We start from the raw sequence: 13,146 nt of genomic DNA, 5'->3' as shown, positions 1-13,146 counted from the left end.
CTGCCTTGGAATAAATTCCTAGGCTCACAAACAAAGTCGTCTTAAGACGATTCAAGTTTTTTATCTAACTTTGACCTATTCGAGGTTTTCAATATCAACTTCAATCAGGTTAGACTTCTCTTTAACATTGTGAATAACTTGTAACAAATGTTTTTTATTTGCTTCAGAAGCTAAAAGATAAACAGTTTCATCAATTTTGTATACAACAATTTCAATTATCTTTTATCTTTATTGATTACAAGAAAAAGCTTTCAGTAAAGTATATATTATCAAGATACAGTTGAATTTTAAAGCTTTCTTGAGAGCTACACCGAAAAGAAGGAAGCTGAATAAAATTATCTATGTTTCGAGAAGTCACTTCTTTTAAAATTTCTCCTGAGTCAGATAATATAGATAATTTAATATTTTCTGGCAAACAATTCTGTTCTGAATCTGGATAAATCCTTAAGCGGACACTTATTTGCTCGTCTTCTTCTGATTTCAGCGCTATTAACATTAATACAGATTGATTACCAAGTTCAATCCATTTTACTGCTTTGATAATTTCTTCTGTTTGTAAGTAAGAAGCATCTTTAAAACTCGGATTTAAATTTCCTACTGTTCCAGTATTCAACAGTGATTCTAAATTTTGCCAACCCTGTTGTAAAATATCTTCAAACCATTCGTTTAAGTTGATTAGTGGTGTAACTTGCTGCAAGTATTGGGGAAATTCTTCTAATGTACGCAATTGGTTAAGCGGTAATTGCTCTTTTGCTACTCTTGATGTAAATCCTAATAGGGTTGCAGCTTGTAATGATTCATCAATCTGCACTGCAATATAACCAATTCTTCCCACCCATACTTCTTGGGGAATATAAACAAATTCAGCATTTGGTAAAACAACTCTACATTCTAATTTACCGTAATCTATTACTTCTAAATCGGCAACATCTAGAAAACTTTGCATGATTACATCGTAGCTATTACTTGCTTTCCAATCGTTTGCAAATCCCAGACATTGTAAGTAATGATTCACAGCATAGATAGCTAGAGTATTAAAATAAACTTGTTCTGACTTTTGCAGGTTAGAATGATTGTTGCAAAAATGTTCGGCTAATTGATGCGCTTTTGGGGTTAAATTAACTGTGAAGGTTAATGGCTTCTGTGTTTGATTTATCATGATTTTATTGCCTATTAATATTGAACTTATTCTTGGATATATCTTTTAATTTCTGGTGCAATTTTTTGTAAATGACGCTGGAAAAAGTTGCTCAGTGCGGGAATCTGAATATTGAAGGTTTCCGATAATTCTTTCCAACTGATTCCTTCCAAACGTTTAAGAGCTATGACTTGAAATGTTGCTTCTGGGTGCGCTCTAATATGTTTTTGTAAAAGGTTATTTGGGTCGTTTTCTAAATATGCTCGAAGTTGTTCGGAAAGCGGTTGTTCTAGCTCTGGTTGCGGAATATTTTCTATTTCATCATCTATATTAGCTAACTTTGTAGCATTGGGTAAAGTTTTTTTTGCGATTTCAAATAAAATAGAGTCTGCAACTAAAGGTTTTTGAATTATTAATTGTGATAGCAAAAAGAAAACTATTAATAATAAAAATATTTGTAAGCTTAAAACATCGGTTAATATTTTTTTCATCCGTAAAATCAACCATAGAATTAAATCTTCTCGACTAATACTTTTGATTAATTTAGTTAATTGATATTTTCTTCTGATGATTTTACCGTTAAATTTCTGAATTAAAGGGTCATTTTTATTGGCTTGAGAATTTCGTAATATCATGTCAAAGCGAAAATTCAACCAAGCTATAAACTTACCTTTATCAGGATTGTATGTATTGATGTTTCGATAAAGCCAAAGCCAAAGTTCGTTTTCAGCTTCTTCATAGACATCGTTATAAATATTAGCTTTATGCAATAACTTGTCAGATAGTAAAATTGCATTAGTTAAAATTTGAAAAGCATACTGCCATTCTTTTGTTAAGGGCTGATATTTTTGTATTTCTAATGCTAACTGTTGTAAATATGCTTCGTTGATGACTTTTTTTAAAGTTCGCGATCGCACTTCATTTACCCATACTTTTACAGCGATATTTTTTAACTGGTATTCATCAATATTTTGCACAATATCTTGGTATATTTGCCGCTGTAACGCTTGATGAATGTCCAGATAGACACCGCAAAGTGATTTCGGTGGTGAGGGAAATAAACCGCATGAACATAGTATTTTGTCAACCAGCGTAACTATAGCTTTTTGATGTTCCTCACTTTGGGGTGGGGATTTTTGAATCTGAATTACAAGCTGTTGCTTATTCATGATGCATTTTTGGCAGGAATCTCTACTTGTTAATCTTGCTAATTGTCTGAGAATTATACAAATTTATTACAAAAATTAATATTTAGAGATTTTGTATAAAACTTTGAGTTGTGGATTGATTAAGAAGTAGAAAGGTTGACAAGCAAGCTTAACCTTGAGTTCAAGCATATTAAAGTTAAATAGGAGAATTTTTGAAATGTTAAAACGTTTCGCAGTTATCTTAACTCTCAGTGGTTTATTTTGTAGTAACGCTGCATTAGCTTTACCTCGAATAGAACCTCTAACTTCTCGACCGTCGTTGCTAAAAGCACAATTACCTAGTCGTCAGTTAGTTACTACTGTTAGATCCGAGGGAGCGCCTAAACGAGGACAAAAGCACCGTTCAAGTGGTAATTTCAGCACTGATACTCTGCCTGCTGGCTACAGTCGCTTGTGTTGGGAGATTGGACAAACTACTGCTAAAGTTTCGAGAATCAAATTCAACGTTAAGAAGGATAAATCTTTGAGAGGCGATTCCACAGAATTTAAAAATCTTGGGCATGGTAGTAAAACTAAGATTAAAAAATCTCGACAATTATATATTGCCGATCCTAGAGGAGCTTATGATTCTTTTGGAAATAAGGTAGGCTTTTTGGTTGAGGTCTACGCTTGTAAATAACTAAACTTAGACAAAAATTAAGCTCCAATGTAGCTTAAAGTCACTAAACAAATCAAAAGATTAAGAGAGTTTTTCAAATGTTAAAATCCTTCTTCGCTGTGGCTTTGCTCAGTACGATATCAACAGCTTTTCTTCCCGGAAGTGTTGATGCAGCGAATATAGAATTTAGTAGCTGCAAAGATTTGAATCAGGCGATCGCCCTGCCAAAAAGTGTCGATACCAAATTGGATACTACCCTCATAGCTCGGACGAGACGGCGTTTAAAAGTAGTTGACTACTATAGTGACCGCAGTTTCATAAATCATGTTGGCACAGGGACATTCCGTTGTGATGGCAGATCGACTTTGACAGGGAGAAGCACGCAATTTTCTAAAGTGATACTTAATGAGCCTTGTTGTGGAAATTTTGTCTGTTAAATTCTAGTTAATTTAGGGGAATTTTTAAACCTCTCTGTAGTTTCAGTGCAGGGAGGTTTAATTTATTATTAAATTCGTTGATCCTGGTTATGATATATTTTCAACATAGTTTGAGACTCATATATTGAGTAATTCTGATTGATTAAGAACTTTACCTTATTTATCAAAATGCAAGTTTTGCCAACTCATTCCAACTTCGGCACTATTTTGAAAAATTACTGGCAACCAAGTTGCATAGGGATATTCATCTTCTAAACCTTCTAATCTCTCCCGTGCTTTTCTAACTGCGGTATACAAAGATTCTCCCCCAGCAAAAGCTGTGAGAAAATATTTCAAAAATTCCTGTGCCACTTTATCCGGTACAGGTTCTTTCATAACTATGATTTGAGGAATGTGCAAATCTGCCAATTCTCGCGCTAACCCCAAACCATCGCAGGAGTTAAATATAGCAAGCTGTAAACCACGTTCAATTGCTTTTGTTAAAGCGTGTTTTAATTCTTTAATTGTTAATAATTTCGTTTGATTAAGTAACATTTTTCCCGTACTACCATCTGCTTGAGATGAACTATGTCCAGAAAAACAAAGAATATCCCAGCCTTGTTCATCCCAAAGTTGTTGATGTAATTCTTGAAAGGTTGGTTCAACGAGAAAAACTGTTTCGCTTTGAGGTAGTTGTTCTAAAACTTTTCTATCGGCTTCTACATCAATTCCCGTACTATTACCAAGAATTGTTAAAATTCTAATTTGATTGCGAGTAAACATTGATTTTTCGCTTCTTTCACCAATCGATGATAAGGAAATTTCGGCTTGACGGTAATGTTGGAAAAATTTCCACAAATGCCAAGGAAGTCGTTGTAAATTAATGTCTTTGGTTTGAATAATTACTGGTACTTTTTCGCTTTGTCTCAGGTTGGAGCGTAATTGTCTTTCTATTAGTTGAAATGGCTGTGAATTAAGCCAACTATCAAAACATTTTTCTAATTCACCAGCATAATAATTTAATTCTTGCTGAGAAAAATTGGTAACTGAATCTTCTTCGTCAAAGGTAATACGTCCAAACCATTTTTGAGAACCATAAAGTTGTCGCCATTGCTGATATAGTTGCAGAATATTTGGTTCTGGTGGCAGTTTACCAGTAAAGGTTATCGGTAATGGATGCTCATCGCTGCAAACCAAAGCCGTTATGGGAAAGCCATCATTAAAATTACCATCTCCCAAGGTGAGAATAATTAATTTATTAACTTGAATTTGAGAACGATGAGAACTTTGTTGAGCTAATAGTTTCGCAATTTCTGTCATGTCGGCAGATTGCTGACGATAGATTTCTATTTGTGCTTGTTTTCCTTCTAATTCTGCTTGATACCTAGCTTCAACAATTTTTAGCTGTTGTTGATAGCTTTGTTCTAACTCTTGATGAAGTTTCCCCCTATCTACGTTTTCTGGAACATGAACTTTAACTACAATAAAGCCGTCCCCTTTATTTTCAATACTATTAATAATCAGCTTTTCTGTATTATTTATCGTAGATACTTCTTTAATGGCTAAAATTAAAGCTTCCCAATCTACACCGTTACGGAAAATTAATTCAATGGTATCTACAACAACTTGAAACAACTTTGTAAATTCTCCATCGGCAAATATTCCGCTCGGAGGATGACGTTCTTGCTGTTGATTTTGTAAATAAATATAATCGCAATTGATATTTTCAAGCTGAGTTTTTTCGTTAATATGCCAATTTTCTAAACAGGCTGCGGTTAAATATACTTGTTGAAAATTAGTTCCTAATGCTTGAATTTTAGTAAGATTTGCTCTTGATAAAATTGCCCCTGCAAATGTTGCTTCACTGATATCAGCTGCGGTAAAATCGGCATCACTCAAATCTGCATATTCTAAATTCGCACCCTTGAAATTACAACCTAAATAAGATTTATTAACACCTCTGTGAGTAACAACTAAATCCCTAACATTCGGGTTAGTTAAAATAGTACCGTCAACTCTCGCCAATTTGAGGTTTTTCGCGAGATGAAAACTGGTGCAGATTAGTTTAGCATTGCGTAAATCTGTGCATTTTAAACTTGATTGCGAAAAATCAGCATTTGTTAAATCAGCACCACGAAAACTTGTACCACCAAAAGTAAATAAAGCTCGTCCTATCTGTTGAATTGATGCAAATTTTTGATCTTCTAGTAAACACCGCCAACCAGTATAAATACTAATAAATAATAAAATTATTGTCACACCCATAGCCATTGGTAAAGCTGGCATTTTCAAAGCCGTTACTTCAGAATCGGAAGCTTTGAATACATTTATAGCAACAGCGATCGCAATCAAACCAGCTATAACTTTAAATACTGCGATAAACTTTGGTTTAGACTCAAAAGTTGATGCAAATACTGCGATCGCTCCGGTAAAAGTGGCAATTATGGCCCAAGTTCCAGCGGCTGCGGCTCTCCAAGCTCCTGCACCGATCATTTTTAAGCCTGCTGCACCGAAGTACAAACCCAACACAGTTCCTAATACAACGACAGTTGCACCTCCAATTGCCGCCATAGCTAACAAAGCTGTAATAAAACCCTGCCTAATGGTAGTAATACAAAAAACTGCTAACACTACTAAAACAATCAAGCCAGGAATACTGTTTTCGACGCTGGGTACACCATCATATAAAGGGTTTGATGACTGAAACACCGTCTCAGCAACAATTACCCCTGTCATCCAGGCTGAAAATAGACAAAGTGTTGATAGGAAGAATGAGAAAGCTATGAAAATAATTGTCCAATTGCTTTGTACCCCTGCTTTAGCATGATTAAAATTTGCATTCTGTAAACTTGCTTGTGTAAAGTCAGCACCTCTAATATCCGTATAGCTAAAGTCAGCACCTGTAAGATTTTGACGTTTGAAAGAAATTCCTTGCAGGTTTTGACTGGAGAAATTAAGGGATTTATTTATCTGATGATGATTAGCAACCATAGCAACAAAATTTACAAGCATAGTAACAATATCTACACTTGTAAACTAATGCTATTCCATAAAAATAAAGTTTAATTTAACAAAGCGCTATGTTTGGCGTTTTTAGCAATACATAAATAACAAAGCACAATTCTTTTATAATAAAGTTAAAAATGAAGTCCCACAAAAGACAACAGAGGACTTGATGTCAGTAGAAACTACCGAAGTATACTCTAACCCAACAGACGAGTCCTTGGATTGGCAACCCCCTATGCCACCCACGGATTTAATTTTTGATGACGGAGAACCCTTGGAAAGCAATCGTCACCGCGTCGCGATGAATTTGTTAATTTGTTCGCTCAAACATTATTGGGCTGAGCGTACCGACTTTTTTGTTGGCGGCAATATGTTTGTTTATTACAGTAGCAAACAAGCCAGAAACCGGGATTTTAAAGGCCCAGATTTTTTTGTTGCACTAGATGTACCATCAGATCCAACACGTTTGGGTTGGGTAGTATGGGAAGAAAATGGACGTTATCCAGATATGATTGTTGAGTTACTTTCCGACTCAACCGAAAGTCAGGATTTTGGTGAGAAAAAACAACTTTACGAACAGGTATTTAAAACTAAAGATTATTTTGTTTTTCATCCTTTTAAAGTTAATTCACTACAAGGTTGGCACCTAGATAGCGATAATGGCTACCAACCAATTGAATCAAATCCCCAGGGATGGTTATGGTGTCAAAATTTAAATTTGTGGCTGGGTACTTGGAATGGCATTGTTGAAGATGATAATGCTGTTTGGCTGAGGTTTTACGATGCAGATGGTAATTTAGTTTTATTGCCACAAGAAGCAGAAAAACAACGCGCTGATTCCGAACAACAACGCGCTGATTCCGAAGGAAAAGCAAGATTAAATGCTATACCGCAACTGCGAGAAATGGGATTAAGTGTAGAACAGATTGCACAAGCACTTAGTTTGTCTGTGGAAGAAGTAGAACAGTCTTAATAAGATAAAAAAGCAGTAGTTCCGATCAATGGCTACTGCTTTAAACTATTATTTGATTAATTAATTATTAAACTTGCTTTAATCCTTCTGCTCTCAAAATAACTTTACCATTTTGACGAACTGTTAAAGTTGAACCTTGAGTATCGTTTCCATCTTCAGTAATCGCACTTTCTATAGCGTAATTATATTCTCCATTTTTCCAACCAGTTGCACACAAACCATCCCGACAAACAACTTTACCATCTGTAAGTTCAAGACAATTCCCTTTAGAATCGCAACCGTAATATTTAACGTTCCCGGTATTATTAACACCGTTCCAAGAATCGTAATTGCTAATTTTGATAGTCCATTCACCGTTACTTAGAGTTTGAGTATCTCCAGAAGATTTTCCAGTTTTAGAACCACCAATTACTTCCATTTTCACAATTGCGGATTCTTTTTTCGTCTTTCCGCAAGGTTCAATACTTTCACAGTCGTTGAAGTTTAAGATGTCGTAGCTGAGTTTAACTTTTTTATTAATAAATTGTTCTTTTTGAGGACAGATATCAAAATCAGCACTAATATTATGCTCTTTTCCTTTTTCGTCGATTAAAGTTACGTAGCAAGCTAAATCACCTTGAACTATCTCTTTAATAGTCCCAACTTTTGGCTGTCCCTCTCCTGCTTTGGGAGTTGTAGAAACATTTTTAACTGGGTTTTTTGTAGTGTTAGAATCTTGATTATCACTAGTTGAAGTAGAATCTTCTGTTCTATCTTCATCAACTGAATCTACTTCGGAATTATCTGTTTGCTTGTTCTCAGATGAAACTACTTCGGAATTATCAGTTGGAAGTTGATTATTGGTGTCAGAATTATCTGCTTTAACGTTATTACAACTAACCATTAATAAAGAAGCAATTAATAATGCAGTTGTGAAGATAGACTTTTTCATGGGGTTTAGCTTTGTTATTTATTAAAGATAAAAGATAGATTATCAGCCTCCGTTAAATTAAATTTTAACTTTAGCTGGGGATAGTTTTTTATACAAGCTTCAATCTATATATTCCGAAAATTAACTTTCAATTAAATATGTTTTTTTATTCGTAAGTAATGGCTTTAGCTTTAAATCCAAGGATTAAAGCCCTTACTACGAATTTTTACTTTTTCACAATCCATAAACCCGATTCCCATCACCAGGTAAAATAGTCAAAGAACGAGGATTTATCTTATTACCTACAGTAACTTCGGTTTCTCCATCCCAAAGTTCAATTGAAAGCACTTTATCATTAGAACCTTCGTAATCAAAGTATTGACAGCGTGAAGCTTTACGTCTCTGTACGGTACCTTCACGAGTCATACTCGCAATCCCAGAGTCAACGCATTTATAATTTTCATCCGCAAAAGTTAATTTTTTAGGTGGTGGTGTTTCGCTAATATCTAATCGATCGGTAGCTTCGAGTAACGCAACTTCTACCATGTCATCTTCATCCACGCTCAACCATCGAATGTCATTATTATCTTGCAGCATATATTCACACCAGGAATACTCATCAACTGTATAGGTAAGTTTCCCTTCTACTACCCAATCAATACCCATATGTTGAACAATATCGCCGATTTGTAAATTAAATACATTGCGTTTGAGCGACGGTAATTCTTTCGGTTTACTACCAGGTAATGCACCTCGCTGTTGAAGCACTAGTAAATAAGCTCCACCTGCGACTATTACAATAACTCCTAGCCAGATTAGTAGTGTCATAATGTTTTTTCGTTTTAGTTTTTTTTATAGATAGAGGGGGGAGAGGGGGAAGAGGGGGTAGCGGAATTCTATTTCATGGCAAAATTCAATGGGTTTTGATCTCTTCTATGCCTGGTGGGAAGGGGTTCTGGCTGTCCATCACCGGCGAGGGCTGCGGTTTTTTCCAGGGATTCCCTTAAATGCTTGGCTGCATAAATGGACATATCACGGGGTACGTTAATGCGATCGCGCAAATATCGTAAACCAACATCAGAACCCTGTGGAGGTACGCAGTCTTTACCAGTCATCATGTTTGTTAAAGCACAACGTAATGCTTCCTCAAATAATTTATCTTCGGCGGGGTTGACTCGGATAATATTGGTATGATGTTTAAGCATATTTTGCAGGGCTTCCTCGCGAGAGTTTTCGGGTTCTGGATAACCAACATCTGGTAGCCCAAACCAAGGGCCGTTATTTACCCGCACTTTATTGATCCGCATTTGAGGTTCGCCGTTTTCCCAACAGCCTCCCATCTGTGGCGGTAAATCGTGTACGTGAGTATGAAAGTCGCTTTGGGTACCGCGATAGGTAGATCGAGTTTCCATTGCGTCAAACCATGCGCTAAAACGAGGATTTTCTTCCCGCATTGAATAACCTTTGTAGTAGTAAAGGCTGGCATTCATCCGTTCTACATAAGGTGTAAAGATAACGTCAACGATGCCAAATTCATCTAAAAAGTAAGGGGCTGGAGTGCTTGCTAAAGCCTTTTCAACTTGAGCTATTACTTGTATAAATTGTTCGCGGTTGCGTTGTTCTTGTCGAGAAGAACTTGCTGGGTAGCACAGCCAACTACACCAAGCTCTAAATAAAAGTCTTTCTAATTGACGTAGAGGAAGCACGGCGCTGTCTTTCATTCCTTGATTCAACGGGCCAAAAACTTTTTCTAAAGCGATTAAAATGTCATCGCTTTCTTTGATAATTCGCCCATCTAACTCGATCGCAGGCAGCATTCCCGATGGTACTTTACGTTTGTACCAGCTTTCTTTCTCGCCATAGCAGAACATTGTTACTTTTTCGATGCGGTAGGGAATTTGTTTTTCTTCTAACCATAACCAAATTTTTTGACAGTAAGGGCACCAAGCGTGATTATCACGGTAAAGCGTTACCCGCACATCAGATTCAAGATGTCCAAATAAGCGCAACCTGGCTTTAGCGTTGGTGGGGCCATTTACGGGATCTATTTGATAGTCTGTGAGGGTTTCTAATTCTTGCCAGCTAAGGGGTGCAGTATTCATAGGAGAAGTTGCTTAATGCTTAAAGTAAGGACTTTTCTTGACTCTACAATATTTTTAATTACGTTAATAAGCTATTTTTTATCAATTACCAATGATCAATTATCAACAGGATTTACGCAACCGCAACCAAAAAGCAGGCATTCCCAACTCTAAGATCCCCCCAACCCCCCGCTAATTTGGGGGGCTTTGCGTAACTATCGATCAATTACCAATTACCAATTATCAATTATTAATAATTCAACCATCTTGCTTTCATTTGATAACCAACGATTACCGGATGGGAAAGTCGATTTATTTCGACGTTTCCTAACTCTATATCTTTTGGTAGTTCAAATAAATGATGTAATAAGCTTTCTGTTAAAAAGCGCGTTTCTACGGGAAGCTGTAGTTTTTCTGAGTTTAATTCATAACGCGATGCTAAAACAAAACCCCAAGGCCCAAAACTGGGAACGTCTACGGTATAAGGATTCACTTTTAATCCTACTTCTCCAAGTGTCGCGGCGATACAAGCAATAACTTTAGGAGCAAAAAATGAGCTTGATGCTTGCGTGACGAAAACGCCTTTATCTGTAAGTCTTCCTAACAAACGTCGATAAAAACCTTCCGAGTAAAGTTTTGCAAGTGCATCTTGGTCTGGGTCGGGAAAGTCTGCAATAATTACGTCGAAGCTGTCTTTAAGTTTGGGTACGCTTAAAAATGCATCGGCGTTGATTACTTCTACACGAGCATCTTTTAAGGAGTTACCGTTTACGGCTTTTAATTGCGGATGATGGCTTGCTAATTTAACTACTTCCGGATCTAATTCAATTAATACTACCTTTTCAACTTCTTTCCATTTCAGTACTTCTCTGATTGCCATTCCATCCCCAGCACCCAACACCAAAACCCGCTTTTTATCGGGTGTTGCACTCATCGCCGGATGTACTAACCCTTCGTGATAGCGGTATTCATCTATGGTGGATAGTTGCAAGTCACCATTGAGAAACAATCTAGCGTCTTTACCTTTACGAGTTAATACAATTCTTTGATAGGGAGACTGTATTCTTTTAACTATAGGTGCTGAATATAAGTTATTTTCTAATTTATTACTAATGGGAATGGTTGCAGGTGCGAGAGCTAAAAGCATTATACCCAAAGCTAAACCGATATAGCTCCAACGGCGTAAATGGGAAAAATTCCGTCCAATTAAAAACACCATCAAAGCCGGTAATGCACCCAAAATAAAAGCAGTAGGAAACATTCCGCACATCGGTAGTAAAATCACCGGAAAAGCCAAAGAGCCGAAAAGCGCTCCCACATAATCCAGCGCCAACACACCAGCCAACGCTTCCCGCACCCCTTCCTCCATTTCCAGAATGCGCGTCAAAATTGGCACTTCCAAACCAGCGAGTATTCCCAGCAAAATCGTTACTAAGAATAACCCCAGCCAAATCGAACTATTCATGACGAACAAAGCGAACAAACCCAGAGGTAGTAAAGCTGTTAGAGGTGCGATCGCCAATTCCACGCCAACGAAAGCCAACAACAATTTACGTTGCAGCAATCGACCTTCCATTTTAGGTGCAATAAACCGACTCAAGTAAGAACCAGCACCCATTGCCGCTAGGAATACACCGATAGCAATACCGAAAGCAAGAGCTTGGTTTCCCACCAAATAGCTAGCTAAAGTACCTAAAAGTAACTCCACGGCAAGTCCGCAACCAGAAGAAACAGCCGCCGCAGCCAGTAATAATTTACGTTGAGTACTGCTTAAAGAATAACTATCCTTGACAGTACTTTCCCCGATGTTAGATAGATTATTCGCTTCCATTATTTCAGTGAAAAGTTATTAATTAAGTTTTAGAAAAAAGCACTCTTTCAAAAAATCCAGATGCAATTAATGCTATAAAAATTAAGCCTGTAGCACCCAAAGCAACATAAAGCGCTGGATCTATAAAACGATTTGTTTTCTTAACATTTATACTTGCTGACATAATATTTGCCGCTTTACAGTATTTTTAACAACATTATGTAATGATAACCTTCCGGAAAAGGTTAAGTAAGTTTATAAAACTACCTAAGTCAGATTTTACAAAGGATTTAGCTTTTTTATAAATGTATCAAATCTATTTTTAGCAAAAACAAAATGAGGATTTTACGGAGAATAAAGGAGAACAAAGGGTAAATCAGTATCAAGGCTAAGTATTCTTACTGTTCTTGTAATATAAAGTTGTAATAAAGTAATTAAGAAGATATGTTATGGCTTCTATTTGGGTTGCTTTCAAAACACTTTAACGATCGGACAAAGACTTAAATATATAGCAGCAGGCTTCCTTCTTACGATCAAATAAATTATTGCAAGCATTTACCAATGTAAATCATTTTAAGCATCTATAAATACATTTTTTTATCAATGGCATGGCATCATTATTGTTAGATAATTACATTACGAGTTTCATTAATTGTGATCTGTGGATAAAGAATGTTGATGTGCAAAATTAAAACCATTTATCAAGGTGTTTTAGTTGATGTATAGTTGATGTTCACTACAGGTCTATTGAAGTCGATAACTGTTTAATAAAAGGGGGCGATATTATTAATTAAAATGTCTCAAATAACTACCATTTCATGAAAAACTAACTTCATGGTAACGAGATTTTAACAAAATATATCTTTATTTAGACTGTCTTATAGGATTTTCAAAACCGCCAGAGAATGCAATTCCCAGGCTAATAAACGAAGTCCTATAAATTTCACATCTTGCACCATTTTCAACAACTACCTTGGAATAAATTCCCAGGCTCACATACAAAGTC

At 36.2% G+C, this 13,146-nt stretch carries 10 protein-coding genes; 2 read left to right on the top strand and 8 right to left on the bottom strand.

Annotation, left to right across the window (positions count from 1 at the left end):
- Positions 1-235: 235 nt before the first annotated feature.
- Positions 236-1,159, bottom strand: a complete 924-nt coding sequence (locus ACM03V_RS06400) for a DUF1822 family protein (RefSeq protein WP_414619925.1) — start codon at positions 1,157-1,159, stop codon at positions 236-238.
- 26 nt (positions 1,160-1,185) lie between these two features.
- On the bottom strand, positions 1,186-2,307 hold the full coding sequence (locus ACM03V_RS06395; RefSeq protein WP_414619924.1) for a hypothetical protein: 1,122 nt from the start codon (positions 2,305-2,307) through the stop codon (positions 1,186-1,188).
- Between the two features lie 196 nt (positions 2,308-2,503).
- Here ACM03V_RS06395 and ACM03V_RS06390 point away from each other — a divergent pair, with 196 nt between their 5' ends.
- Complete coding sequence (locus ACM03V_RS06390; protein ID WP_414619923.1) at positions 2,504-2,965, top strand: hypothetical protein; 462 nt, start codon at positions 2,504-2,506, stop codon at positions 2,963-2,965.
- A 572-nt stretch (positions 2,966-3,537) separates the two neighbouring features.
- On the opposite strand, the gene ACM03V_RS06385 is transcribed toward ACM03V_RS06390, so the two are convergent.
- On the bottom strand, positions 3,538-6,372 hold the full coding sequence (locus ACM03V_RS06385; RefSeq protein WP_414619922.1) for a pentapeptide repeat-containing protein: 2,835 nt from the start codon (positions 6,370-6,372) through the stop codon (positions 3,538-3,540).
- Between the two features lie 163 nt (positions 6,373-6,535).
- Here ACM03V_RS06385 and ACM03V_RS06380 point away from each other — a divergent pair, with 163 nt between their 5' ends.
- Complete coding sequence (locus ACM03V_RS06380; protein ID WP_414619921.1) at positions 6,536-7,339, top strand: Uma2 family endonuclease; 804 nt, start codon at positions 6,536-6,538, stop codon at positions 7,337-7,339.
- Positions 7,340-7,406: 67 nt separating this feature from the next.
- On the opposite strand, the gene ACM03V_RS06375 is transcribed toward ACM03V_RS06380, so the two are convergent.
- The 5 genes from ACM03V_RS06375 to ACM03V_RS06355 all read right to left on the bottom strand — a co-directional run bounded on the left by ACM03V_RS06375 (position 7,407) and on the right by ACM03V_RS06355 (position 12,324).
- A complete protein-coding gene (locus ACM03V_RS06375; protein ID WP_414619920.1) occupies positions 7,407-8,270 on the bottom strand; it encodes a hypothetical protein in 864 nt (287 codons plus the stop codon).
- 213 nt (positions 8,271-8,483) lie between these two features.
- Positions 8,484-9,077, bottom strand: coding sequence for a DUF4178 domain-containing protein (locus ACM03V_RS06370; RefSeq protein ID WP_414619919.1), 594 nt, complete (start codon positions 9,075-9,077; stop codon positions 8,484-8,486).
- A 68-nt stretch (positions 9,078-9,145) separates the two neighbouring features.
- Entirely contained in the window at positions 9,146-10,351 is a 1,206-nt protein-coding gene (locus ACM03V_RS06365; protein ID WP_414619918.1) for a glutathione S-transferase family protein, read from the bottom strand.
- A gap of 229 nt (positions 10,352-10,580) precedes the next feature.
- A complete protein-coding gene (locus ACM03V_RS06360; protein ID WP_414619917.1) occupies positions 10,581-12,161 on the bottom strand; it encodes a polyamine aminopropyltransferase in 1,581 nt (526 codons plus the stop codon).
- Positions 12,162-12,183: 22 nt separating this feature from the next.
- Positions 12,184-12,324, bottom strand: coding sequence for a hypothetical protein (locus tag ACM03V_RS06355; RefSeq protein WP_414619916.1), 141 nt, complete (start codon positions 12,322-12,324; stop codon positions 12,184-12,186).
- Between the last annotated feature and the right edge of the window lie 822 nt (positions 12,325-13,146).

It is taken from the genome of Calothrix sp. CCY 0018 (genome assembly GCF_963920925.1).
Classification (GTDB): Bacteria; Cyanobacteriota; Cyanobacteriia; order Cyanobacteriales; family Nostocaceae; genus Rivularia.
This window is presented reverse-complemented; position numbering and strand designations above follow the sequence as displayed.

Excerpts from the sequence above, each read along its gene's own strand:
- ACM03V_RS06400 (WP_414619925.1), bottom strand. The coding sequence starts at position 1,159 with ATGATAAATCAAACACAGAAGCCATTAACCTTCACAGTTAATTTAACC.
- ACM03V_RS06395 (WP_414619924.1), bottom strand. The coding sequence starts at position 2,307 with ATGAATAAGCAACAGCTTGTAATTCAGATTCAAAAATCCCCACCCCAA.
- ACM03V_RS06390 (WP_414619923.1), top strand. The coding sequence starts at position 2,504 with ATGTTAAAACGTTTCGCAGTTATCTTAACTCTCAGTGGTTTATTTTGT.
- ACM03V_RS06385 (WP_414619922.1), bottom strand. The coding sequence starts at position 6,372 with ATGCTTGTAAATTTTGTTGCTATGGTTGCTAATCATCATCAGATAAAT.
- ACM03V_RS06380 (WP_414619921.1), top strand. The coding sequence starts at position 6,536 with ATGTCAGTAGAAACTACCGAAGTATACTCTAACCCAACAGACGAGTCC.
- ACM03V_RS06375 (WP_414619920.1), bottom strand. The coding sequence starts at position 8,270 with ATGAAAAAGTCTATCTTCACAACTGCATTATTAATTGCTTCTTTATTA.
- ACM03V_RS06370 (WP_414619919.1), bottom strand. The coding sequence starts at position 9,077 with ATGACACTACTAATCTGGCTAGGAGTTATTGTAATAGTCGCAGGTGGA.
- ACM03V_RS06365 (WP_414619918.1), bottom strand. The coding sequence starts at position 10,351 with ATGAATACTGCACCCCTTAGCTGGCAAGAATTAGAAACCCTCACAGAC.
- ACM03V_RS06360 (WP_414619917.1), bottom strand. The coding sequence starts at position 12,161 with ATGGAAGCGAATAATCTATCTAACATCGGGGAAAGTACTGTCAAGGAT.
- ACM03V_RS06355 (WP_414619916.1), bottom strand. The coding sequence starts at position 12,324 with ATGTCAGCAAGTATAAATGTTAAGAAAACAAATCGTTTTATAGATCCA.